This is a genomic window from Paraburkholderia kururiensis JCM 10599 = LMG 19447, assembly GCF_003986935.1.
Classification (GTDB): domain Bacteria; phylum Pseudomonadota; class Gammaproteobacteria; order Burkholderiales; family Burkholderiaceae; genus Paraburkholderia; species Paraburkholderia kururiensis.
This window is the reverse complement of record NZ_RJZE01000004.1, coordinates 188,990-211,268: the sequence shown is the minus strand read 5'-3', so window position 1 is coordinate 211,268 and position 22,279 is coordinate 188,990. Positions and strand designations below refer to the sequence as shown.

At 67.8% G+C, this 22,279-nt stretch carries 16 protein-coding genes; 5 read left to right on the top strand and 11 right to left on the bottom strand.

The window, feature by feature from the left end:
• Window positions 1-27: 27 nt before the first annotated feature.
• Entirely contained in the window at window positions 28-3,786 is a 3,759-nt protein-coding gene (recB, locus tag PKKP23_RS06380) for an exodeoxyribonuclease V subunit beta (protein WP_126876249.1), read from the bottom strand.
• The gene (gene recC / locus PKKP23_RS06375; protein ID WP_126876248.1) at window positions 3,783-7,220 is read right to left on the bottom strand and encodes an exodeoxyribonuclease V subunit gamma; all 3,438 of its coding nucleotides are present in this window, start codon (window positions 7,218-7,220) and stop codon (window positions 3,783-3,785) included. Before recC ends, recB begins: the two co-directional genes overlap by 4 nt.
• A 270-nt stretch (window positions 7,221-7,490) precedes the next feature.
• Between recC and PKKP23_RS06370 the strand changes: the two genes are divergently transcribed.
• On the top strand, window positions 7,491-9,914 hold the full coding sequence (locus PKKP23_RS06370) for an FUSC family protein (protein WP_126876247.1): 2,424 nt from the start codon (window positions 7,491-7,493) through the stop codon (window positions 9,912-9,914).
• A gap of 200 nt (window positions 9,915-10,114) precedes the next feature.
• Here PKKP23_RS06370 and PKKP23_RS06365 read toward each other — a convergent pair whose 3' ends face one another.
• Both PKKP23_RS06365 and PKKP23_RS06360 read right to left on the bottom strand, forming a co-directional pair.
• On the bottom strand, window positions 10,115-10,342 hold the full coding sequence (locus PKKP23_RS06365) for a hypothetical protein (protein ID WP_126876246.1): 228 nt from the start codon (window positions 10,340-10,342) through the stop codon (window positions 10,115-10,117).
• A gap of 132 nt (window positions 10,343-10,474) precedes the next feature.
• Entirely contained in the window at window positions 10,475-10,951 is a 477-nt protein-coding gene (locus PKKP23_RS06360) for an Lrp/AsnC family transcriptional regulator (RefSeq protein WP_017776527.1), read from the bottom strand.
• A gap of 135 nt (window positions 10,952-11,086) precedes the next feature.
• Between PKKP23_RS06360 and PKKP23_RS06355 the strand changes: the two genes are divergently transcribed.
• Window positions 11,087-11,788, top strand: coding sequence for a cysteine dioxygenase family protein (locus tag PKKP23_RS06355; RefSeq protein ID WP_126876245.1), 702 nt, complete (start codon window positions 11,087-11,089; stop codon window positions 11,786-11,788).
• Here the strand turns inward: PKKP23_RS06355 and PKKP23_RS06350 are convergent.
• The 5 genes from PKKP23_RS06350 to PKKP23_RS06330 form a co-directional block, all read right to left on the bottom strand.
• The gene (locus tag PKKP23_RS06350; RefSeq protein ID WP_240658779.1) at window positions 11,785-14,460 is read right to left on the bottom strand and encodes a mechanosensitive ion channel family protein; all 2,676 of its coding nucleotides are present in this window, start codon (window positions 14,458-14,460) and stop codon (window positions 11,785-11,787) included. The genes PKKP23_RS06355 and PKKP23_RS06350 overlap by 4 nt on opposite strands.
• A gap of 143 nt (window positions 14,461-14,603) precedes the next feature.
• Window positions 14,604-15,251, bottom strand: a complete 648-nt coding sequence (locus PKKP23_RS06345; RefSeq protein WP_126876244.1) for an NAD(P)-dependent oxidoreductase — start codon at window positions 15,249-15,251, stop codon at window positions 14,604-14,606.
• A gap of 154 nt (window positions 15,252-15,405) precedes the next feature.
• Complete coding sequence (locus PKKP23_RS06340) at window positions 15,406-15,864, bottom strand: Rrf2 family transcriptional regulator (RefSeq protein ID WP_017776523.1); 459 nt, start codon at window positions 15,862-15,864, stop codon at window positions 15,406-15,408.
• Between the two features lie 72 nt (window positions 15,865-15,936).
• Window positions 15,937-16,512, bottom strand: a complete 576-nt coding sequence (locus PKKP23_RS06335) for a BCAL1086 family glycoprotein (protein ID WP_126876243.1) — start codon at window positions 16,510-16,512, stop codon at window positions 15,937-15,939.
• Window positions 16,509-17,024: a GNAT family N-acetyltransferase gene (locus PKKP23_RS06330; RefSeq protein ID WP_126876242.1), complete on the bottom strand. Its 516-nt coding sequence runs from the start codon at window positions 17,022-17,024 to the stop codon at window positions 16,509-16,511. The genes PKKP23_RS06335 and PKKP23_RS06330 overlap by 4 nt, the downstream gene beginning before the upstream one ends.
• Window positions 17,025-17,108: 84 nt before the next feature.
• Here PKKP23_RS06330 and PKKP23_RS06325 point away from each other — a divergent pair, with 84 nt between their 5' ends.
• A complete protein-coding gene (locus PKKP23_RS06325; RefSeq protein WP_126876241.1) occupies window positions 17,109-17,690 on the top strand; it encodes a DJ-1/PfpI family protein in 582 nt (193 codons plus the stop codon).
• Window positions 17,691-17,873: 183 nt separating this feature from the next.
• Here PKKP23_RS06325 and PKKP23_RS06320 read toward each other — a convergent pair whose 3' ends face one another.
• Window positions 17,874-19,508: a sensor histidine kinase gene (locus tag PKKP23_RS06320; RefSeq protein ID WP_126876240.1), complete on the bottom strand. Its 1,635-nt coding sequence runs from the start codon at window positions 19,506-19,508 to the stop codon at window positions 17,874-17,876.
• A gap of 463 nt (window positions 19,509-19,971) precedes the next feature.
• Between PKKP23_RS06320 and PKKP23_RS06315 the strand changes: the two genes are divergently transcribed.
• Window positions 19,972-21,174: an ammonium transporter gene (locus tag PKKP23_RS06315; protein ID WP_017776518.1), complete on the top strand. Its 1,203-nt coding sequence runs from the start codon at window positions 19,972-19,974 to the stop codon at window positions 21,172-21,174.
• A gap of 96 nt (window positions 21,175-21,270) precedes the next feature.
• On the opposite strand, the gene PKKP23_RS06310 is transcribed toward PKKP23_RS06315, so the two are convergent.
• On the bottom strand, window positions 21,271-21,609 hold the full coding sequence (locus tag PKKP23_RS06310) for a DUF190 domain-containing protein (RefSeq protein ID WP_126876239.1): 339 nt from the start codon (window positions 21,607-21,609) through the stop codon (window positions 21,271-21,273).
• A 239-nt stretch (window positions 21,610-21,848) separates the two neighbouring features.
• Here PKKP23_RS06310 and crcB point away from each other — a divergent pair, with 239 nt between their 5' ends.
• A complete protein-coding gene (gene crcB, locus PKKP23_RS06305) occupies window positions 21,849-22,235 on the top strand; it encodes a fluoride efflux transporter CrcB (protein ID WP_017776516.1) in 387 nt (128 codons plus the stop codon).
• Window positions 22,236-22,279: the final 44 nt, after the last annotated feature.

Sequence of the window (22,279 nt, the reverse complement as noted above, 5' to 3'; positions counted from 1 at the left end):
GTGCGCTCGTTAGTCGTTCTGTCGTACTCACGCCTCGCCCCCCGCCATCAGCGCATCGAGCGCCTCGATGAGGGCGGCCGACGGCCGGCCCACGTGCACGCCACCCGCCTTGCCACCCGCGCGCCAAGCCACCCGCACGCCGCGCACGAACAGGTACAGATAGCCGCCGATATGCGTGTCGTACGCGTAATCGCGCAACCGCGTCCGCAAATAGCGATGCAGGGCGACCGTGTAGAGCAAGGCCTGAAGGGGATATGCATGAGCCGACATCGCCTCGTCGAGCGAGGCTGCATCGTAGTCTTCGGGCGCGTCGCCGAGATGATTCGACTTCCAGTCGACGATCCAGTAACGCCCGTCGTGTTCCACGATCATGTCGATGAAGCCCTTCACGAAGCCGCGTAACGTGCCGGGTTCCAGCGCGACGTCGGGATACCCGTGCGCAAGGAGCACCGTGCGCAACGCGGCGAGATCCAGCGCATCGGCGGGAAACACGAACTCGAACTCGTTGAGACGGCGCGCGGGATCGAGCGACGCGAGCTTCATGCCCGGCACCAGTTCGACGGCAACCACGTCCGCGAGCAGCTTGTGCATCATCGCCGGCAAACGTGGGACGAGTTCGGGCGCCGCGGGTGCGGGACGTTCCACGAGCGCGCGCCGGGCGGCTTCGGGCCAGGTGTTCGGGTCGGAGAAGTCGGCCAGTTCGAACATGCGGTGCAGGCATTCGCCTGCCGCGGCGCCGCGCGGAAACGCGAGGATGTCGTCCGCGGGCAGAGCGAGCGCCGGGCGAGCCGGGACCCAAGGCGGGGCCTCACCCGCTGCGTCGGCCAGCTCGTCGTGGTCGGGCCGCGCTTCCTCGCTGACAGACGCCGCCTCGCCGCGGCTCGCGCCGGCCGCCACGAGCGAGCTGAAGCTCGCGAGGCGCCACGGGTCGCGCAAGATGCGCCGGCTCGCACGCGCCTGCATATGCGCGCCGGCCGCGACATCGGCCTGAAGCGGCAGACGTCCCGCCACCTTCGGCAACGGTTCGACCGATATCGGGCCACCCGCGAGTGCGTGCCACTGTTCGACGAGCACGGGCACATCGGGCAGATCGGCAAGCCAGGTTTCGAATTCACGACCCGCGCCGGCCACGAGCCAGTTGAGCACGCTGCGCTGCGATTCCTTGGTGGAGCGCGAAGCGAGATACGGGCCCGCGACCAGATAGCAGCGATAAACCGCGCGTGTCAGCGCCACATAGACGAGCCGCGCGCGCTCCGCCGCCTGCTCGCGCTGCGCGTAGCGGTCGGCCTCGCGTGCTTCGTCTTCGCCACAGCCGTAATGGAGCACGGCATGACCCGCTTCGTCGTGGTACTCGCGCGCATCGGGCAGGCCTGACGACGGCGCGTCGCGCAGCCCGCCGTCGTTGAGGAACGGGCAGAACACCACCGCGTATTCAAGCCCCTTGGACTTGTGCACGGTCACGATCTGCACGAGATTGCGGTCGGACTCGAGGCGCAACTGCGCCTCTTCGCCGCCGCCCTGGGCGCGCTGCGCGGCAAGCCAGCGCAGTGTGGGCGCAATGCCCGGCGTGAGCGCCGCGCGTGCCTGCACGAGCTCGGCGAGATGGTTCACGTCCGTGAGCCGGCGCTCGCCCTCCGGCCCGCTGACGATGCGTTGCGCGACGCGCAGCTCGCGCATCAGCGTGCGCCACATCACGGCGAAGCCGCGTTCGTGCCATAGCGTGCGGTAACGCGAAAAGCGTTCAACCCAGCTCATGGCGTCGGCGGCGTGAGCGGGATCGTCCTGCCCAGCCGGCGCATCGGCAAGCTGTTCGAGCCGCCAGAGCGCGGCCGCGTCGAGGCCAAGCCAGTCTGTGGCGAGCGCCGCGCGCAGGCGGCGCAGATCGCCGGGCGTATCGATGGCGGCCAGCACGCGCTCGATCTGCTCGGCGTCGAGCGTCTCGAATACCGATGCCTGAGCCAGTTCCACGCTGCCTACGCCCCACGCCGCCAGCACACGTTTGACGAGGCTACCCTGCCGATGCGTCTGCACGAGCACCGCGATGTTGCCGGGCGTGAGCGGCACCGCACCGATCGTGACGTGTCCCTCGCGCGCACCGCGTAGCAGCCGCACGATTTCCTGCGCGCACGCCTCGCTGGCTGCGCGTTGCGCGGCGCTCTTGCTGAGCATTGCCTCTTCGCTCTGTGCTCCCGCCTCGGCCTTCGCGCCGTCCGGCAGCATCCAGACACGGAAATCCGCGCCCGGCGCCGCGTCGTCGTGCAGCGGCGGTCGCTCGCGCGAGCCGGCCCGAACCGGCTGATAGTCGAGCCGATCGAGCACGAACGCGCGCGGATTGGCCTCGAAGAGACGGTTGCAGGCGTCGACGATAGGCCGCGTGGAGCGCTGATTGACCGCGAGCGTGTAGCAGTGAGAGGCGGCGTCGCGCGCGGCCAGATAGGTATGCAGGTCCGCGGCGCGGAAGCTGTAGATCGCCTGCTTCGGATCGCCGACGAGAAAGAGCGGACCGCGCGGCGCGAAGATGCGGCTGAAAATGGCGAACTGCAGCGGATCGGTGTCCTGGAATTCGTCGATGAGCGCGGCCGGATAGCGTGCCCTCAGCGTCTGGGCAAGCCACGGATGTTCGCTGAGCGCGCGGTAGAGGTTCGAGAGCAGGTCGTCGAACGACACGACGCGACGCGCGCGCTTGCGCGCAGCCAGTTCCCCGGGCGCGAACGCGAGCCACGCCTCGACGAGCCCGAGCCAGCGCGCGCGCTGCGCGGCCTCGGCTGCCTCGGCGGCGGCCGCGAGTGTGTCGGCCATCGCGAAGAATGCGTGCTCGGGCGGCGTGAATTTCGTTTTCGTCGCCTTCTTGAGCGCCGACGCGGTGAGCTTCAGCGCTGCCCGCGGCGGCGGCGCATGGCAATCGCCTTCGGCAAACCAGTCGCTCCAGGCGGCAATGGCCGCGCTCACGGCCTCGGGCTTGTGCGACGTTTTGCTGAGCCGCTCGCTCGCGTCGGCGAGCAGGCTCACGATGGCGTCCCGCTCCGCGCACCAAAGCTCGCGTGCGGCGTCGAAGCGCGCCTGCGCGTCTTCACCGCTTGCGGCTGCGTCGGCCACGCCATCCCAACGCAGCACGGCGAGCGGCTTCTTGAGCCGGCGCGCCAGCTGCGCATCGAGCGATGCGGGACCCGCCCGGTTCGCCACGAGCCACGCAGCAAACGCGGGATGCGCGGCCGCGACGGGTTCGACCTGCTCGCGCCAGAAGTCCGCGGCCAGTTCGAAGCGCAGTGGGGCGTCGTCCGCCTCCATCTCAAACGCGAACGGCATGGCCGCAGCGAACGGCGCTTCCTGCAGTGCGCGCTGACAGAACGCGTGGATGGTGTGGATGGCCGCCTGGTCGAACATGCGCAGCGCGCGCCGCACGCGTTTCGCGGCGGTGTCCAGATCGATGCCGCGCTCCGGCGCAAGCGTGGTCTCGAAGAGGCGTGCCACAAACGGATCGAGGTCGCCCTGCTCTGCCTCGCCCTCTCCTTCTGCAATAGCCCGTTCGATCTCGCGATGAAGCTGCGCAAGACGCCCGCGGATGCGCTCGTGCAGTTCGGCTGTGGCCGCCTTCGTGAAGGTGACGACGAGTATCTCGTCGGCCTTGCAGTCCTTTTCCAGCAACAGGCGCACGTAGAGCGCGCAGATGTTCCAGGTCTTGCCGGTGCCGGCCGACGCTTCGATCTGGTTGACGCCGTCGAGCGGGCACGCGAACACGTCGAGTTCGGTAGGCACGTCGTGGCGCTGCGTGGTGACTGCGGTCATGACGTGCTCCGCAGATGGGCGACGAGCGGCTCGAATACGAGCGAGCTCAGCGTGCCGAACGGCTCGTCCAGCGTGAGCGGCGTGCCGCGCAGCGCGATGCGCCAGGCCGGGTCGTCGGATTCGCCGCCTGTGCGGTCATTGATCCACGCCCCCTGGGCTGCGGATTCACTCTCGGTGAACCTCTTCCACGCGCTTCTCGGAAAAAAGCGCAGCGGCAACATCTGCCCGGCGCGATAGAGCGCGGCAAGCGGCGCGAGCTTATCCTGCGGCGCATCGACGGGCGCAAATTCGAACGTTTCGCCGTTGCCGTGCCACACCGTGCGGCGAGGGCCGGCCGGCTGCGCCGCGCAATAGACGAGATGCGCAAGCCAGGCGGCCAGATAGTCGCGCGCGCTGGGACGGGCATAACGGAAAATCACCTGGCCGTTCCCGGTAAGCAAATTCAGCGAACCGTGCAGTTCGAGCGGCGTGGCCTGCGCCGCTTCGCGCAACACGCGCTCGTGCGTACCGAAGAGCGAAACGTCCGCTGTATCCGGCCAGCGCGGATCGATAGTGAGCGCAAAAGGCAGCCGTTCAACGCCGCCTGCCATTTCGCTCTGCACCCTCTCGGCAAGCAGCCGCAATGCGTTGAGTTCGCGCTCCCGCCACACGGCGCCTGTCGCCCCGCCCGGCAATTCCGGACTCGCCACGGCCACGCGCCGCGCGCGTTCCAGTGCATCGGTGCGCGCTTGTACATCGAGCAGCATGGGCATGAGGCGTGCCGCAAGCGCGTCGCTGCCCGCGTAGTCGAGTTCGAACGGCTCGGTGTCGAGCAGTTCCGCCTGGGCATCGGCGAGCACGATGCCCAGGCGGTCGCGCAGCAATGCACGCGCGGGATGGCGCCAGAAACGCTGAAAGTCGTCGAAGGCGACGAGCGGCGCGGTATTGGCCGGCAACGGTTGCGAGAAGAACGGCACACGCGCTTCGACGTGCCGCGATGCGAGCAGTTCGGCCAGTTCGGCGCGGTCGGGGTCGTAGGTGAACAGTGCCGGCCGTGCGGCGAAATAGTCGGCGGAAAACGGCTGAAGCGGATGGTCCACGATAAAGGCTCGCCGCGCGGCCTCCACCTCGTCAGGACCGGCGCCTTGGCCGGCCGACACCGTGGCCAGATGATCGAGCAGTTCGTCCACCAGCGCGGCGGGCGGCACCGGCGCGTTGTCGCGAATGCTGCGCCCCGTGTAGGCGATCAGCAGCCGGTCGTGCGCGGCGAGCAGCAGATCGAGGAACAGATTGCGCTCGTCGTCGCGCCGTTGACGGTCGCCGGGCTTGCTGAACGACGCCATGAGGTCGAACTCGTCGGCACGCGCGAGACTCGGCAACACGCCGTCGTCCATGCCGAGCAGGCACACCACGCGGTACGGCAGGCCGCGCAGGCTCGTCAACGACGAGAACGTGACGCTGCCCCACGGCACGCCGCCGCGCGCGGGATCGTCCAGCGCCTCGGCGAATGCGGTGCGCACCACCGCTGCGGGAATCACGGCGATGTCGGCGCCATCGGCACCGTCGACGCCATCGACACCGTTTCCCATGCCGTCGGCCATGGCACGCACCATCGCGTCGATCGCGTCGCGTGCGCCCGCGAGCATCGGCGCAAAGGCCACGCCGGTGTCGAAGCATTGCGCGAGTGTATCGAGCAGGACCGTGCTCCAGCCGGACGGCGTATTGCCTTCGGCGCAGCGGCGCGCGAACGCGTCGATGTCGTCGACGAAACGCGCGAGCCGGCCGAGCAGTTCGGCCTCGGAACCGTCCGCGCCCGGCACTGGCAGCCAGGCGTCGACCGGTTCGCTGCCCTCGGGCAGCGCGTAGCCCAGAAAGAGCCGCGTGAGTGCGTCGGAAAACGTATGGCGTGCAACCGGCACGTCCTCGCCCGCGGGCTCGCCGGGCACGAGCCCACGCCGCGCGCCCGCGGCAGCAAGCCAGGTCTGGGCCGCTTCGAGCGCCGCGGCGTCGATGCCGTAATGCGCCGCGATCGCATCGACGCGCAACCACTCGATCAACTCCGGCGCGCCGACGCTGCGCTCCGGCAACGCGAGCCAGTCGAGCAGCACGCGCGCCACAGGGTTCGCCTGCGACGGCGGCAGACCGGTGATGCGATAGGGAATGCGGCGCGTATCGCCAGGCGCGGCCGTGCCGAATACCGCGTCGATCAGCGGGCCCGCGGCGCCCAGATCGGGCACCGCGACGAGCACGTCGGACGGCTGCAGGTCTTCGATCTCGTCGAACCAGCCGAGCAGCCGGTCGTGCAGCACTTCGAGCTGACGCGAGAGGCTATGGCAAACGTGCACTTCGATGCCTCGCTCCGCTAGCGCCGCCGCCCCCTGCGTTTCGGGCTCGAGATTGAGCATCGCGTTCTGAATACACGCGAGCCAGGTGGACTGCGGGTTTTCCTCGTACGCCGACGCCTCGCCCGATGCCGCGCTCTCCGTGAGTTCATGGACCATGTGCAACTGCGCCTGCGTCTGCCGCCCCCATTCCGCCAGCAGCGGATGCCCCACTTCGTGATAGTCGCGCTCGCCGGCCGCATCCAGCGCTTCGAGCCGCGCCTCGGTCACGATGTCGAACCAGAATTCGCGGCACGGATTGAGCATGTAGAGACGCACGTCCATCCAGCGCGAAAGTTCGCGCAACAGCGCTACGTGCAGCGGCGGCATGGTGGGCAGCGCGAACACGCTCACGGCCTCGGGCCAGCGCGCCCGCGCCACGGCATCGAGGTCGAGCGTGCGCACGACATCGAGAAAGCGGTAAGCGGGCGGTGTCGCCTCAGCGAGCGGGCGCCCCTCGCCCGCCACCTCCTGCAGCAGCGTGCGCCACAACGCCGCCTGCCAACGCTCGTCTTCGTGCTGGGCGTCGCTCGCACCAGGCAGTTGCAGACGCGGCCCGCTCGCCAGCGGGACTTTGTCGCCATCACTTGCGCCCGCGGCCAGAATCGAATGGCCAGCCTGCCATTGCAGTAGCCATTCGGGCCGATACGTCAGGTAGTGATCGAAGACCATGGCGATGCGCCGGGCCAGTTCGTAGCGCATCGTTTCGTCGGCGGCACGCAGATAGGTTCCGAGCCGCGGCGAGGCGAGCCAGGGCGACACTTCCGCGCCGGGCGCCGGATCGAGCAGCCGGTAGCAACGCCACACGAGCCTGTCCGGCGCGAACGGCGAATGCTCGGGCACCGGAATCACGCGGCCGATCTGCGCCCACAGCCAGCTCGCGAGGTAACCGAACGCGATGTTCGCGCACACGCCATATCGCCTCGCGATGTCGAGTTCCAGCTGACGCCGCACGGCGGCGTTCGGCACGATGACCGGCTGCGCGCTCCACGGGTCTTCCGGCGCGTGCCGCAGGTCTTCGAGCAGCGCACTCGCGAGCGTCTCGTACCGGTTGGAATAGAAAAGCTGCAGCATGGGCCTTTGCGAAAGAGACGGCGAACCCGGCCAAAGCGGCATGGATCACGGATGAGGCGACAGCATAACAAAGAGGACTTTCGGGCTGAACCCGGCCGAACGGACGAGGTCTGAGGGGAGGCTAAATCAGTTAGACTCACCCGCAGTCTGTCGAGCGAGGCGCCACGCGGGCTTGCGTGCAGTCTCGCCATCGCACACGCTTCATGGCGTTCCGTTTGACGTTCGGCCTTTCCCTTTTTGCCTCGCCCGTTTTCGAGACACCGGCAGTCGATGCGCTATTCCATCGAGATCAAGAAATTCCTCTACAGCCAGTACTTCTACGGCGGTCTGCGCATCGCGTTCGGGGTGTCCCTGCCCGCGGTGCTGAGCCTGATCGTGTTCCACAACAGCGAGGTGGGTTTCACCATCGCCACGGGCGCCCTCGGCGCCTGCGTCGTGGACATGCCGGGGCCGCTCAAGTACAAGCACAACGAGATGCTGGCGTGCAGCGTGATCGGCTTCCTTTCCGCGCTGGCCACCGGTCTCGCCACCGTCAATTCGGTGGCGTTGTGGTGCACGGTGGTGCCGCTCACGTTTGTGCTCTCGCTGATCGTGGTCTACGGCAACCGCTGGCCGCAGATCAGCTTCGCCACGCTATTCATGATGATCATGACGCTCGAGGAGCACTTCACGCCGCACGAGGCCCTCGTCAACGCCGCGTGGATTCTGGCGGGCGGCCTCTGGTACACGTACTGGGCCACGCTCGTGAGCCGTCTGCTCATGGACCGCATCGAGCAGCAGGCCATTGCCGAAAGCGTGTTCGCATGTGCCGACTATCTGCGCGCGCGGGGCCAGTTCTACGACCTCGCCAACGACCTCGACGAGTGCTATCGCAACCTCGTGGCGAGGCAGATCGGCGCGGTGGAGCGCCAGGACGCCGCACGCGACATCGTGCTGCGCAACCTGCCGCGGCTGCGCAGCGGCAAACTCGATCCGCGCCGCGCAATGCACTTCAATCTGTTCATCAACACGGTCGATCTGCATGAGCTGTTCGTGGGTGCGCACACCGACTACCCGCTCGTGCGCACCACGTTCGGCGGCTCCGACCTGCTCGTGTTCTACCGCGACCTGATCGACAAGGCCGCGGCAGACATGGAAGACATCGGCCTCGCCGTACTGCAGAACCAGGCGCCGCGCGGGCGCATCAACGTCAAGGCGGAATTGCGCGCCATCGAGTACGAAATCGAACTCATGCGCGAAAACGAGCTGCCCACGAAGAACCCGGAAGCCTACGCGGCCGTGGCTGCCACGTTCCGGCGCATCTGGAGCGCCACGCGGCTCATCGACCGCATGCGCAAGAGCCTCACGAGCGAAACGCCGACCACGCAAACCGAGCTGCGCATCGACGAAGCGCTCTCGCGCTTCGTGTCCAACCGCCGCGTGCCGTTCCGCCAGATCTTCTCGAACCTCACCATGGCGTCGCCCAGCTTCCGGCATGCGCTGCGCGTGACGATCGCCGTCGCGGTCGGCTTCTGGCTGGGCCGCCTGCTGCCGCTCACGAACGCCTACTGGATCGTGATGACCACGGTCATCATCCTGAAGCCGGGCTATTCGCTCACAAGGCAACGCAACACGCAGCGGATTATCGGCACGCTGATCGGCTGTGCCGCCAGCATCGCGCTGATCCTCTTCGTGAAGGAACCGCACGTGCTGATCGTGGTGATGTTCGCCTCGATGGTGATGAGCTACAGCCTGCTGCTCTTCAATTACGCGGCAAGCGTCGTGTTCACGTCGTCGTACGTGCTGCTGCTGTTCCACCTGCTCGCGCCGGGCAGCATGCGGATCATCGGCGAGCGCGTCATCGACACGGTGGTGGGCTGCGCCATCGCGATTGCCGCGAGCCACCTGTTCCCCTACTGGGAATACCGGCTCATGGGCAAGCTCGTCACCGACATGATCGCCGCCATGCGCCAGTATCTGGACGCCACCTGGTCGTGGATCGCACGGCCCGCGGCCGCCATGGCGACCAGCGCGGAGCTCGCGACCGAAACAGCGGCACGCGTGCCGGCCATCGCGATGGCGGCTGCCGCGCAGCCCGCGGCCAGCGGCGTCCCAGCAGCGGCTGCAAGTCCGGCCCAGCCGATAGTAGCGGCCGTGGGTAGCCGGGCCGCAGCTGCTACGGCGTCGGCTACGGCGGGCGCGTCGGCGGCGGCGAACGCGCTCGACCGCGACTTCCGCTATCGCCTCGCGCGCAAGAACGTGCACATCGCGTTCGCCAATCTCGGCCAGGCATTCCAGCGCATGATGCTGGAGCCGAAAACGGCGCAAATGTTCGTGGCAGAACTCAACGACCTGCTGGTCCGCAGCCACGCGCTCGCTTCCCAGATCACGGCCGCCGCGCCGCTCCTCAAGACCACCGCGCCGCTGCAGGAACATACGTCTCTCCAGCCGCTGCAGCGCGTCCTTCTCATCGTGCGCGAAAACCTCTCGGCCGCCGACGACGGCATCGCGCCGCCCGCCGATCACGCCGAGATCACGAAGCGGGTCTCCCGCGAACTCGACGCGATGGTGGTGGAAGCAGAAAAGTCGCCGGATTGCCCGGCCGATGCGGTGCACGAGTTGAAGCTGCTCGCGCACCAGTGCAAGCAGATGCTGGCGGCCTCGTGGCTGATCCGCAAGGACGCGAGCGTGATCCGGCTGCCCGAAGAGGGTTAGAAAGCGGGATAGGCCACGGAATATGACGCGCGATACGAAGCAGGGAACACGAAGCGAAGCGCGTTATCGACGGGCCGCCCGACGAGCGGCAGAGCGCGACGTGACGCCGCCCGACATGACGCCGCCAATGGGCATCGTTGCCGCACGGGTCGCTGCCACAGGCGTCGCTGCACGCCTCACCGCATAGCCAGTTGCACAGCTCACTGCGAAGCCGCGCTTGCCGCGACAGCCGGTGCGCTCGCCGGCGCCGTGAGCTCCATTGCGGCCGATGCAGCGGAAGCCGCAGCGGACGGCGCCTCGTTCGTTTCGTCGTATTCGCGCTTGCCGCGAATCGCATTGAAGAGCAGCGTGCCGATCACGAGCAGCACCGCCACCACGATGAAAACGGCAACGCCAAGGGTGGGGTTCTTCTTTCGCTGGTCGTTCATGGGAGAGACTCGGAATCCGATGGGTGTGGCCGACAGGTTGGGCTGCCGGGTCTGGCTAACTTCGGCAGACCCGGCATTCTACGCCGCCGCACCTTGCGTCCGCCTTGCGGTTTGCACCCCACGCAACGCCTGTCAGCGCCCGTCCAGCAATGCCGCCGGCCGCACCGGCAACGCCGTGGAATATTTGATCTGCTCCATTGCGAAGCTCGAACTCACGTCGAACAGCGGCACCGCGCGAATCAGCTGCTTGTAGACGCGGTCGTAGTCCTCGATGTCGGACACCACCACGCGCAGCAGGTAGTCCGTTTCGCCGCTCATGCGATAGACCTCGACCACCTCGGGAATGTCCTGCACGGCGCGCGTGAACTGTTGCGCCCACGCTTCGGTGTGCTCGTTGGTGCGCACCGCGACGAAGACCGTCGTGCCCACGCCCAGCTTCTTCGGATCGCATAGCGCCACCTGGCCGCGTATCACGCCGGTTTCCTTGAGACGCTGCACCCGTTTCCAGCACGGCGTCTGCGACAGATTCACCCGCTGCGCCAGTTCCGCCACCGGCATCGTGGCGTCCTGCTGGAGCAGCTCCAGCAGCTTCCGGTCGATGATGTCCATTCCCACACACCCCTTTGAATAGAAATTTATTCTACTTTTCAGCCTAAGCGGGAAATTATATGGAAACCGTTTCTCTGCGCAAGCCGGTATAAATCGCAGTATCGAACCACAACCGGTGCCGTCCCGACGACCGCCATGAAATCGACCGCCGCTGCCCCGCTCTTCCAGCCGTGTTCGTCCGCGCGCGCCGCCATCCAGCGCCTGTGCGATCACTTGAACGAGGCATTCGAGAGCACCGCGCCAGCCGGCGACTCGCCGCTTCGCTCAAGCGATGCCGCGTTCGCGCAGCGCGTCCGCTCGGCGCTGGCCGAGGCCATTGCCGACCCGGGACTGCTCGACGAGTCTGCCTGCAAGGGCGACGCCCACGGGTACCGCCGCCACCTGCTCGCCGCCGACGCGCACGGCCGCTACGCCATCGCCGCGCTCGTCTGGATGCCGGGCCAGGCCAGCCCGGTACATGCGCATCACACGTGGTGCGGCTATGCGGTGGTCGAAGGCAAACTCACGGAATCGCTGTATCGCTGGGACGAGGCTGGCGCCTGCGCCACTGCGTGTCGCACGCAGCCGCGCGCGGCCGGGGCAGTGTCGGTCACGCGCGCAGGACATGCGGCCATCCATCGGCTTGCCAACGAGAGTGGCCGGCGCGCCGTGTCGTTACACGTCTACGGCGTGGCGGGCGCGCAGATCGCGACGCACGTGAACGATCTGGTTCGCGTGGCCGAAAGCGGCGTCGAAAGCAGCATCGGCGCGATATCGAGCGGCTTGAACCGCGACGGGCAAACCGTTGCGCCAGACGTCGTCGCGCAAACGCCCGTGCGCGAGGCCGCGCTCACCTAGCCTTTCGGCGCGTCGCCGGCCACGGGGATCTGCGGCGGCGCGGCCATCGAGCCGCCGGTCGGCGCCGGCGCCGGTCGCGGTTCGTGCGAGACGTCGCGTGCCTGCGCCTGCGGCACGTCGACAGACGACCTTGCCGCCGTAACGCCCGCCGCCGGTTGCTCGTGAGCGGCTCCTACCTCGTGCCGCGTCGCGGTCGAGCTTTCCTCTGCCCCATCCGCCTGCCGCCCGTGCGTTCTCGCCGACGTGTACACCTGCATCTGCGGCACCGGAATCTCGATGCCCGCCTCGTCCATGCGCCGCTTCAGACGCACGTTGAACGCGCGCGCCACGCTCCATTGCTGCAGCGGCCGCGTCTTGATCTGCCCTTTCACCACCATCCAGTTCGGATCGAAACGGTCCAGTCCCCACACTTCCACGGGCCCCAGCATTTCGTTCCGATAGCGGAAGTCGGCGGCAAGGTCGGCGCCCACCTCGCGAATCAGCGCCGTAATCATGTCCACGTCGGCCGAGAACGGCACGCGCACCTCGAACACCGCATAAGCGAAGTCGCGCGAGAGGTTCTTCACGATCTTGATCTGCGAGAACGGAATGGCGTGAATGGCGCCCTGCCCGTCGCGCAGCCGCACGGTGCGTATGGTCAGATGCTCGACCGTGCCCGCATGGCCGCCGTCTATCTCGATCCAGTCGCCTACCGAAATCGTGTCCTCGAGAATGATGAAGAGGCCCGTGATGAGGTCAGTCACGAGCGACTGCGCGCCGAAGCCCACCGCGAGCCCGATCACGCCCGCGCCCGCCAGCAGCGGCGTCACGTTGATGCCGAGATTGGCCGCCGTCACGATGGCCGCGATGGTGAGGATGGTGACCGCGAGCGCGTTGCGCACGAGCGGCAGCATGGTGCGCGCGCGGGTGCCGGGGTTGCGCGACTTGCTGCGCGGACCGCCCGGATTGAGCGCCTCCTGGATCGCGGTATCCACGAGAATCCAGATCAGCCACGCGACGAAGACGGTGGTGAGGATGGCCGTGACCGCATGGGCGATGCCGCGCGCGGTCACGCTGTCCTCGATCATGCCCGCGAGCGACACGCCCCATAGCCGCGACGAGAACTCGAGAAACGCGAGCCAGACGAACAGCATCACGAGCGTGCCGGCGAAGCGCAGCAGCCGCCAGAGATACGGCGAACGGTGGCGCCGGCGGCGATGCGTGTCGTTGAGACGCGGGCGCGTCAGGCGCAGCACGATGGCCGAAAGGAAGAACGCGATCACGAGCAGCAGCGCCGTGACCACCGAAATCTGCAGAACGTCCTCGCTGGAATCAAGCCCGCCCAGCGTCGCGACGATCGACGCCCCCGCGAGCAGCAGCATCGGCAGATGCCAGAGCGAGGCGAGCACCTCGAAGCCCTCGGTCGCCGCGCGGTGATCGTGCCGCTGCTCGTAGGACCGGTTGCGGATCAGATGCGCAACGGGCTGCCGGAACGCCAGCGCGAAATACGCCGTGAGCACCGCGGCCGTCATGTTGGCCACCGTCGAGACGAGCCCCGCCAGATTGGGGCCGAGCTGATGCGCGACGTCGTAGTTGACGGCGGCATCGCCCAGTGCACCGCACACGCCGATCGCGAACAGCAGCCGGCGCGCGTCGCGCAGCAGCACGTGCACGGCCGCGCGCCGGTGCCCGGAGCCGAACAGCGAAAACATGATGAGACAGATTGCCGAAAACACCGCGCCCGCCACGATCGCGTAAGCGATCACCATGCCGAGCGTGCGGCCCAGCGCCTCGGGCATCGCGCGCACAAAGGCGAGCGCCGCGACGAAGGCGACGACCCAGGGTCCGACACGGCGCAAGGCGAAGATCAGCAACTCGCGCGTCGCCGGGTTCGGCTTCAGCCCCTCCACGATGCCGAAGCGCGCATGCAAACGGCGTTGCAGCCAGATCAGGCTGCCCGCGCAGGCGCCCCAGCCGGCGAGCATCGCCAGCATGTCGAGCACGACCTTGCCGAAATGCTCGGAACCCTGGCTCGCGACGATGGCGTACAACTCGTTGGCGGCGGCGTTGATGCGCCCGCTCCAGTAGCGCGCCGGTGTGCGGCCCTGGTGCACGTCCGCCGCAACCGACGCGAGGCCCGAAGCGATGGCGCCGAGCAACCCCGCCGCGCCCTGCGCGGCAGACGCCGCGGCAGGCGGCGCCGCATGCTGCGAAACGTCGCGCAGCTTCTTCAACTGGATCACGAGGGCCCGACGCTGGCGGTCGTTGTCGAGCGTCGAAATCACGCTGTCGAGCGAACGCGCGAACTCCGCCTCGCTGGCGGGCGACGCCGCCGAAGCGGCATCGGGCGCCGAGGCGGATACCGCCGCCGACGCCGTCGCGCTGCTGATGAGGCTCTGGAGCGCCGTCAGCACGGGCGTGGCCGCGCCGGGCGCCGGCGCGCTGGGCAGGCCCGGCGCACCGGACGCACCTGCCGCACGGGCGACGCCGGGCACGCAGGCAAAGCTCGCGAGTATCGCGAACGCGACGAGCCAGAGGGAAAGGAACGGCGCCGCGAGGCGCGCGCAGAACGGCCGGCCGGTGCGGGAAGACCCGCAGCGACGACCGGAACGACGAGGAGAACGAGCGGCGGTCCGGCGCGCCGGCGCAAGGGCCGGCGTGCCTGCATCACGCTGCTCCAGGCTTGACTTCATGGCGAGCGGGACGGGTACGAAAAGGACGCACAAGTTTAGCTGTCCTCCGGCACCGGACGCGTGAAGCTGCGTGAGCGTGCGTAACAGATTGTCAGCACGCTTGCGCGCGCCTGTCCGATCTGCCCTTACCGCCTTACTACGTCTTAGTACGCGACCGTCGCGATCTGACGCACGAAGCGTGCTTGCTCCAGCTCGTCGACGAATGCAATCGCGTAGTCTTCGGCGGAAATGCGACTCGTGCCCGCGGCGTCGGCAATCAGCGTGCCGGCGCCTGTGCGGAACTGGCCCGTACGTTCGCCGGGCGCGATCATCGCAGCGGGGGCGAAGAACGTCCAGTCGAGGTCGGAGACCGTGCGGTAGTAGTGGAGCGCCTCGCGGTGCGCGAGCGCAACGGCCTTGTAGGCGGCCGGAAACCCTTCGGCATCGACGAGCTGCTTGCCCGGCGCAACTTCGAGCGAACCCGCGCCACCCACCACCACGAGACGCTTGAGCCCCGCTTCGCGCACACCGGCCACCAGCGCGCGGGTGGCGGTGTCGAGCGTCGCCGTGTTGTCGAGGGCGGGAGCATAGGCGCTCGCGACCACGTCATGGCCGCGCACGGCCGCCGCCACGCTCGCCGCATCGAGCAGATCGGCCTGCGACGCATGGATGTTCGCGGTGTCTTCCGGCACGCGCTGCGGGTTGCGTACGAGCGCGGTGACCTGGTGCCCGCGGCGCGCGGCTTCGGCGGCAATGCGTGAACCGATCATGCCGGTTGCGCCAAACAGCGCGATTTTCAACGTCTTGCTCATGTCGATACTCCCTTTGTGAAGATCAAAAAATGTAACTAACTCGATTACATATACAGCGAAAAAAACCGGGGCAATGCCCCGTTCCTGATTACCGGTTCCCTAACTACGCATCCCCTGGCCGGCAACCACTCCGCCCACCCGCTCTCACGCCGCATCAACCCTCGCTGCGCGCCGTGCGCCGCTTGCGAAGCCGTTCGCGGCGCACCACGTCTGAGAACGTATCGGCAACCGTGCGTGCCGCAAGCGATGCCTCCATGGCGCGCTGCGCGTCGTCCATGATGCCGCGCAGCACCTGCTGGATGTTGCGGCCCACCATGCACGCCGGGTTCGGCTCCTCGCGATGCAGGCCGAACAGCTGCGGGTCTTCCACCGCGCAGTAGACCTCGAGCAGCGTGATGTCTTCGGGCGCACGGGCCAGCAGCGCCCCGCCGCCCGCACCCAGTTGCGAGGTGGTCAGCCCCGCCTGCGCCAGCATGGTCAGCAGCCGGCGAATCAACGCCGGATTCGTGTTCACGCTGCCGGCGATGATCTCCGACGACAGCGGCACGCCCTCCTGCTGCGCCAGCAGCGCAAGCACGTGCACCGCAAACGCGAAGCGGCTACTCGTGTTCATCACGCACCTGCACGACAAAAAGTGTACGCATGGTAGTTACATTTATCGAAGCAGTCAATCCGGGATCGGGCTTTACGGGCTGGTACGCGCCGGCGCCCCGCTCGCGCCTGCGGCGCCAGATGCTGACCCTTGAGTCGTCGTCCCCCCTGCCACGGACGAAGCCCCCGCCACCGTGCTCGCCCATTGCTGGAGCTTGCGGCCCGCCTGTTCGAGACTGTTGCCCGCTGCCGCGGCAGCCGCGCCGGCCACTGCGCTTGCGGCGCCCTGCAGATGGCCTTGCGCCATCGAGGCAAGCGCGCCCGGGTCGATCGACAACGTCGGCGCGGATGCCCCCACGGCCGCAGACGCGGCAGACGCCGCCTTGTCGATATGCTTCTGCGCCGCGGCGCGTGCCGCGTCGAGCTGCTGACCGACGAAGCTCGCCGCCTGGTCGAGCTTCTGGCCGGCCTGCTTCGCGGCGTCGTTGAGCTTTGCGTCGGCGTCCGACGGCGAAGTCTGCTTTTCGCAGCCCGCGAGCAGCACGAGCGGCGCGAACATCCACGCGAGCGCGGTGCGCGAGGCGATCGTGAAGCGACGACGAGAAGCCCCGCCAGAACACCCGGAGTGGCCGGTACGACGGGAAGCGTGAGCACTGTTACGGAAGGTCATCGGAAATCCTGTGTCGCGTTGAGCGGCTTGCACATACGAAAACGGCGCAATGATACGCCCTCGCGCCAGACCACCTCGTCCCCGGCACAACCGAAGCCCGCCCGCTCGAACACGCGTCTGGCCGCGGCACTCGCGTCGGCCGTGAGCACCACCGCGCCCGCCTCGCGAGCCGCGCCTTCGAGCCGCGCGAGCAGGCTTGACGCGAGCCCCCGCCCGGCCCAGCGTGGCGCCGTGTAAAGCATCTCGACGTGGTCGGCGGGATGCAGCTGGGCAAACGCTGCCAGCGCTTCTCCGCCATGCGCGGCTTCATCGTCGCGGGGCTGGGCTACGGCGACGAGTGTCAGGCCGTGCGCGAGCGTGCGCCGGAATGCATCGAGGTCGTCGGCGCCTTGCGCCCACGCGGTGCGGGCGCGCACGTCGTAATGCGTCGCCGCCAACACCGCCTCGCGAAACAGCGCGGCCAGCGCCGGGGCGTCGCGGCGCGCGTAGCGCCGCCATCGGAAAGCATCCATCGACTGCGTCACCGATTCATCAACGATGCTGGAGTAGACTCCACCGACGTCCGCAGTGTTCCGTTCCTCAACCGGAGACTTACGATGGCAGCGAAGAAGATTCTGTTTCTCACCGGCGACTTCGCCGAAGACTACGAAACGATGGTGCCGTTCCAGGCGCTACAGGCCGTGGGCCATACGGTGGACGCCGTGTGCCCGGGCAAGAAGGCCGGCGAGCGCGTGAAGACCGCCATCCACGACTTCGAGGGCGACCAGACGTACACGGAAAAACCGGGGCACCAGTTCACGCTCAATGCGTCGTTCGACGATATCGACCCGGCTCGCTACGACGCCATCGCCATTGCGGGCGGCCGCGCGCCCGAATATCTGCGGCTCGACAAGCGCGTGATCGACCTCGTGCGCCACTTCGCCTCGGCCCAGAAGCCGATCGCGGCGATCTGCCACGCGGCCCAGTTGCTCGCCGCCGCCGACGTGATCCGCGGCAAGCGAATCTCCGCCTACCCGGCCTGCGCGCCCGAAGTGCGGCTGGCGGGCGGTGACTATGCCGATATCCCGGTCGACGCCGCCATCACCGATGCACCGTTCGTCACGGCACCCGCATGGCCCGCGCATCCCGAATGGCTGCGCCAGTTCCTCATCCTGCTCGGCACGCGCATCGAGCTTTGAGCGTGGGCCGCCGTCGTGCCGCATCCGTCTCGCGTGCTCGCAACGTGCTGACACACTAACGCGCAGGGCGACGAGAGAGCCGCCCTCACCCTCTCAAACCCGCGCCGTGCCACAAAGACCCGTGGCACGGCGCGCCCACATCGGGCGGCCGCACAACGGCACGCGAGAGCCCGCAACGCCCCCTTACCCCTGCGTCTCCGACGACCCCACCGCCTCGGCCGTCAACTGCGCCTTCGCCGCCGCCTCAGGCAGCGAGAAATAGAACGTCGTGCCCACGCCTTCGGTGGATTCCACCCAGATGCGGCCGCCGTGCCGCTCCACCACGCGCCGCACGAGCGCAAGCCCGATGCCCTCGCCTGCGGCGACGTTGCCGTGCATGCGCTGGAACGCATTGAAGAGCCGCGGCAGCGCGACCTCGGGAATACCGAGGCCGTTGTCCTTCACGTAGAAAATGCGCAACGTCTGCACGCCGGGCGGCGCGGCCGTCGTGCCGATTTCGATGCGGCCTTCGCGTGCGGGGCTCAAATAGTTGACCGCATTGCCGATGAGGTTGGCGAACACCTGTTCGAGCGCGGTCGGGTCGCCCCACACCGCGGGCAACTCATGCACCACGGTTTCGGCGTGCCGCGCGCGGATCGAGACGCGCATGGCGTCGATCACGCGTTGCACGATGTCCTCCACGTCCACGGGTTGACGGCGGTACTCGACGCGGCCTACCCGCGAGAGCCGCAGCAACGCGTCGATGATGTGCGAGGCGCGCAAGACCGCCGACTGCAGGTACCGCAGCGCGACCGCGATGTCGTCGTTGATGAGCTGCTCGATGTGCGCGCGCTGCTCGGGCGAGAGCGACGACTGCGCCACCACGCGGCGCAGGTCCTCGCACGCGTGCGTGAGCTCTTTCGAAAAGCCTTGCAGGTTGACGAGCGGCGCGCGCAGATCGTGCGAGACGCTATAGATGAACATCTCGTTTTCCTGGGTCTGCTGCCGCAGGCTTTCGTTGATGTTCGCGAGTTCCGCGGCGCGGCGGCCGAGATCCGACTGGAAGCGCACCTGCAGACGCTCGGCTTCGATCAGGCGCCGGCTCGTCTCGTGGAGCACCAGGTCGAGCCGCGAGATCTCGTCGTCGCCGCCCGTGAGCGGGGCGAGCGGCTCGTTGCCCGCCAGACGCCCGGCGTTGTCCGAAAGCAGCGCGAGGCGCCCGCGCAGACCGCGCGTGAACAGATACACCGCAAGCGCGACAAATACGATGGACGCCACCACCGCCGTGACGACGAGCGTCTGCTGCCGCGCACGCGCCGCTTCGGCCGCCGTGGCGCGCAGCACGTCGAGACGCTTTTCCTCCGCCTGGAACGAGATCACCTGCACGCGCACGCGGTCCAGCACATCGGTCACGCCGAGGTCGCGAAAACGCGCAAGCACGTCGGCGCGGCGGCCCGAGCGCAGCAGGTCCTGCACCCGGTCCGACCATTGGCGGTAGGCCTGCACCGCCTGGCGGACCTGCGCGGCGCGCTCGACCTGCCCGGGATTGTCGGCCACGAGTTCGACGAGTCCGTCGATGCGGCGGTCGATGTCCATCCAGAGCGAAACGGGCGTCGCGTAGGTCGTGTCGGTCGCGGCTACGGCGCCGCGCAGGCGCGCCGATTCGAGCAGGACAGGTTCGAGAATGCGCGACGTCTGGGTAAGCACGTCCTGGCTGTGCTGCGCGGCACGCTCGGCTTCGAGCGCATCGGCCTGTGCCTTGACGATTCCCGAGAGAAGCGTCAGCTCGAACACGGCCGGAATGGCGATCAGCAGCAGCCCTTTGGTCGTCAGTCTCATGCGCGCAGGAAGGTTCGTGAGTCCGCCGGGCGGCATACGTCAGACTCATGGCGGGGGTCTCATTATGTCGCCTTTGAGCCCGGGGACAAAGGCGCACGCGCCCGGGCCGCGGTGCGACGGCGCGAGGGCCTTGCCGGGCGGGGCATGGCGCGTAAAGCCGGCACCGACAACCACGCGCATCGCCATGCGCGCGGCATGGCGACGGCGAGGACGTAAGGCAGTTTTAAGAAAATGCCTCAAATTGGCGTGCGACGGCCCTCTCTCGGATCGTACGCACACATTCGGTGCTATTTGCCTGAATGCAGTGCACGCGCGCTGCTGATATCTCGGCGCCAACCTGTGAAGCGATTCGCCCGCTCCGCCCACGGCGGTGCGTCGTTGCACCTTCATGAGGCCATCTTGATCCATTTTGGCCCGCATCTTGCTTTCTCTGCCCGTTTTTTGCGCATAGCAGGACGGACAGATGGAAAACCTCAAAACCGGCACCGACACGCTCTTTCTGTTGCTCGGTGCCGCCATGGTGCTGGCCATGCACGCGGGCTTCGCGTTTCTGGAACTCGGCACCGTGCGGAAAAAGAACCAGGTCAACGCGCTCGTGAAGATCCTGGTCGACTTCTCGGTATCGACCCTCGCGTACTTCTTCATCGGCTATACGATCGCCTACGGCGTGCAGTTCTTCGATCCCGCCGACGTGCTCGCCGCCCACAACGGCTACGGCCTCGTGCGCTTTTTCTTCCTGCTTACCTTCGCCGCCGCGATTCCGGCCATCGTCTCGGGCGGCATCGCCGAACGCTCGAAGTTCAACCCGCAGCTGTTCGCGACGTTCGTGATCGTCGGCTTCGTCTATCCGTTCTTCGAGGGCATCGTGTGGAACGGCCGCTTCGGCGTGCAGGCCGCGCTCGAGCAGTTCTTCGGCGCGCAGTTCCACGACTTCGCGGGTTCCGTGGTAGTGCACGCGTTTGGCGGCTGGGTCGCGCTGCCGGCCGTGCTGCTGCTCGGCGCCCGCCACGGACGCTACCAGCGCGACGGACGCGTGGCCGCGCATCCGCCGTCGAACATTCCGTTCCTCGCGCTCGGCGCCTGGGTGCTGGCCGTAGGCTGGTTCGGCTTCAACGTGATGAGCGCGCAGACCGTCGACAAGATCAGCGGCCTCGTGGCCGTGAACTCGCTGATGGCGATGGTGGGCGGCACGCTCACGGCGTGGCTCGCGGGCCGCAACGACCCCGGCTTCACCTACAACGGTCCGCTCGCGGGGCTCGTGGCGGTCTGCGCGGGCTCGGACGTCATGCATCCGCTTGGCGCGCTCGTCACCGGCGCGGTGGCCGGCGTGCTGTTCGTGCACCTGTTCACGCTGGTGCAGAACCGCTGGCGCATCGACGACGTACTCGGCGTGTGGCCGCTGCACGGCATCTGCGGGGCCTGGGGCGGCATCGCGGCGGGCATCTTCGGCCTGCGGGCGCTGGGCGGACTGGGCGGCGTGTCGCTCGGCGCGCAGATCGTGGGCACGCTTGGCGGCATCGTCATTGCGACGCTGGGGGGTGCGCTGGTGTACGGCGCGCTGCGTGCCACCGTGGGGCTGCGCATCGAACAGGAAGCGGAGTACAACGGCGCGGACCTCTCGATTCACCGCATTTCCGCAACGCCGGAGCGGGAAACCGCGAGCTGAACGCGGCGCGGGTGCGGCCGTGCTTGCGCGACGGCCGCTGCGAAGCCAAGCCGTCCGCGAAACGCAGGCGTGGCGTGGCTCACGCCTGCGCTGCGATCACGGTGCGACCTGATCGCCGCCGGGCAGGCCCAGCACGCCGAACTCGATGGGACAGCGCGTGTAGAACACGTGCACATTGGCGCGGCGTACGGCATCGAGCAGCAGTTCGGACTCCGTCTCCGTGACGGCGAAGATGACCTGCATCGGCTGGTCCGCCAGTTCGAAGAACCGCGCGGCGTGGCGTGCCCCGGCATGGCCGATGCCTTCGGCCGCCGCAATGACCGTCGCGCCTTGCACGCCCATCTGCTTTGCGCGGGCCATGAGCCAGTCGACAACCGGCTGGTGCTCGTGGCGCCGGCTCTGCTCCGTGTAGAACGTGAGTTGATAGCCTTTCATGTCGTGTCCCCGTGAAGTCGCAGCAACCGCCGCTCTTGCGATTTTAGGCCACGGCATGGACCACGGCAGCGCGGCGTAAGCGCACCGAAATTCGCCCGATGCTAGACTCTCGCGCTGAAAACGGCAGGCGCAATGGTCCCGCTTCGACCATCTTTCGGCCACCTTTCGGCCGCGATCCGAGCCACCTTTGCCCGTAGCCAGGCGCAGGTTTCTTTTCCTCTACAGATTTCTTTCCCGCTATGTATCTGTCGATTCTTGCCGTCGCCATGGGTGGTGCGCTCGGTTCGCTGCTGCGCTGGCTGCTCGGCATCCGGCTCAACGGCCTCTTCCCGGCCCTGCCGCTCGGCACGCTCGCGGCCAATACGATGGCGGGTTACATCATCGGCGTGGCGGTCGGCGTATTCGCGCGCTATCCGGGCCTCGCGCCCGAATGGCGGCTCTTCGTCATCACGGGCCTGATGGGCGGCCTCTCCACCTTCTCGACCTTTTCCGCGGAAGTCGTCTCGCACCTTCAGGAAGGCCGGCTCGGCTGGGCGGTGGGCGAGATCGCCATTCACGTGGGCATCTCGCTCGCGATGACCGTGCTCGGACTCCTCACGGTCACGCTGCTCGCGCGGCCGGCATAACGGCACGTTCCGCGAAAGACGCGCAACAGCAGCACGAGCACGGT

Excerpts from the sequence above, each read along its gene's own strand:
- PKKP23_RS06325 (WP_126876241.1), top strand. The coding sequence starts at position 17,109 with ATGGCAGCGAAGAAGATTCTGTTTCTCACCGGCGACTTCGCCGAAGAC.
- recB (WP_126876249.1), bottom strand. The coding sequence starts at position 3,786 with ATGACCGCAGTCACCACGCAGCGCCACGACGTGCCTACCGAACTCGAC.
- PKKP23_RS06350 (WP_240658779.1), bottom strand. The coding sequence starts at position 14,460 with ATGAAGTCAAGCCTGGAGCAGCGTGATGCAGGCACGCCGGCCCTTGCG.
- PKKP23_RS06315 (WP_017776518.1), top strand. The coding sequence starts at position 19,972 with ATGGAAAACCTCAAAACCGGCACCGACACGCTCTTTCTGTTGCTCGGT.
- PKKP23_RS06360 (WP_017776527.1), bottom strand. The coding sequence starts at position 10,951 with ATGGACATCATCGACCGGAAGCTGCTGGAGCTGCTCCAGCAGGACGCC.
- crcB (WP_017776516.1), top strand. The coding sequence starts at position 21,849 with ATGTATCTGTCGATTCTTGCCGTCGCCATGGGTGGTGCGCTCGGTTCG.
- PKKP23_RS06320 (WP_126876240.1), bottom strand. The coding sequence starts at position 19,508 with ATGAGACTGACGACCAAAGGGCTGCTGCTGATCGCCATTCCGGCCGTG.
- PKKP23_RS06355 (WP_126876245.1), top strand. The coding sequence starts at position 11,087 with ATGAAATCGACCGCCGCTGCCCCGCTCTTCCAGCCGTGTTCGTCCGCG.
- PKKP23_RS06340 (WP_017776523.1), bottom strand. The coding sequence starts at position 15,864 with ATGAACACGAGTAGCCGCTTCGCGTTTGCGGTGCACGTGCTTGCGCTG.
- recC (WP_126876248.1), bottom strand. The coding sequence starts at position 7,220 with ATGCTGCAGCTTTTCTATTCCAACCGGTACGAGACGCTCGCGAGTGCG.
- PKKP23_RS06335 (WP_126876243.1), bottom strand. The coding sequence starts at position 16,512 with ATGACCTTCCGTAACAGTGCTCACGCTTCCCGTCGTACCGGCCACTCC.
- PKKP23_RS06365 (WP_126876246.1), bottom strand. The coding sequence starts at position 10,342 with ATGAACGACCAGCGAAAGAAGAACCCCACCCTTGGCGTTGCCGTTTTC.
- PKKP23_RS06370 (WP_126876247.1), top strand. The coding sequence starts at position 7,491 with ATGCGCTATTCCATCGAGATCAAGAAATTCCTCTACAGCCAGTACTTC.
- PKKP23_RS06345 (WP_126876244.1), bottom strand. The coding sequence starts at position 15,251 with ATGAGCAAGACGTTGAAAATCGCGCTGTTTGGCGCAACCGGCATGATC.
- PKKP23_RS06310 (WP_126876239.1), bottom strand. The coding sequence starts at position 21,609 with ATGAAAGGCTATCAACTCACGTTCTACACGGAGCAGAGCCGGCGCCAC.
- PKKP23_RS06330 (WP_126876242.1), bottom strand. The coding sequence starts at position 17,024 with ATGGATGCTTTCCGATGGCGGCGCTACGCGCGCCGCGACGCCCCGGCG.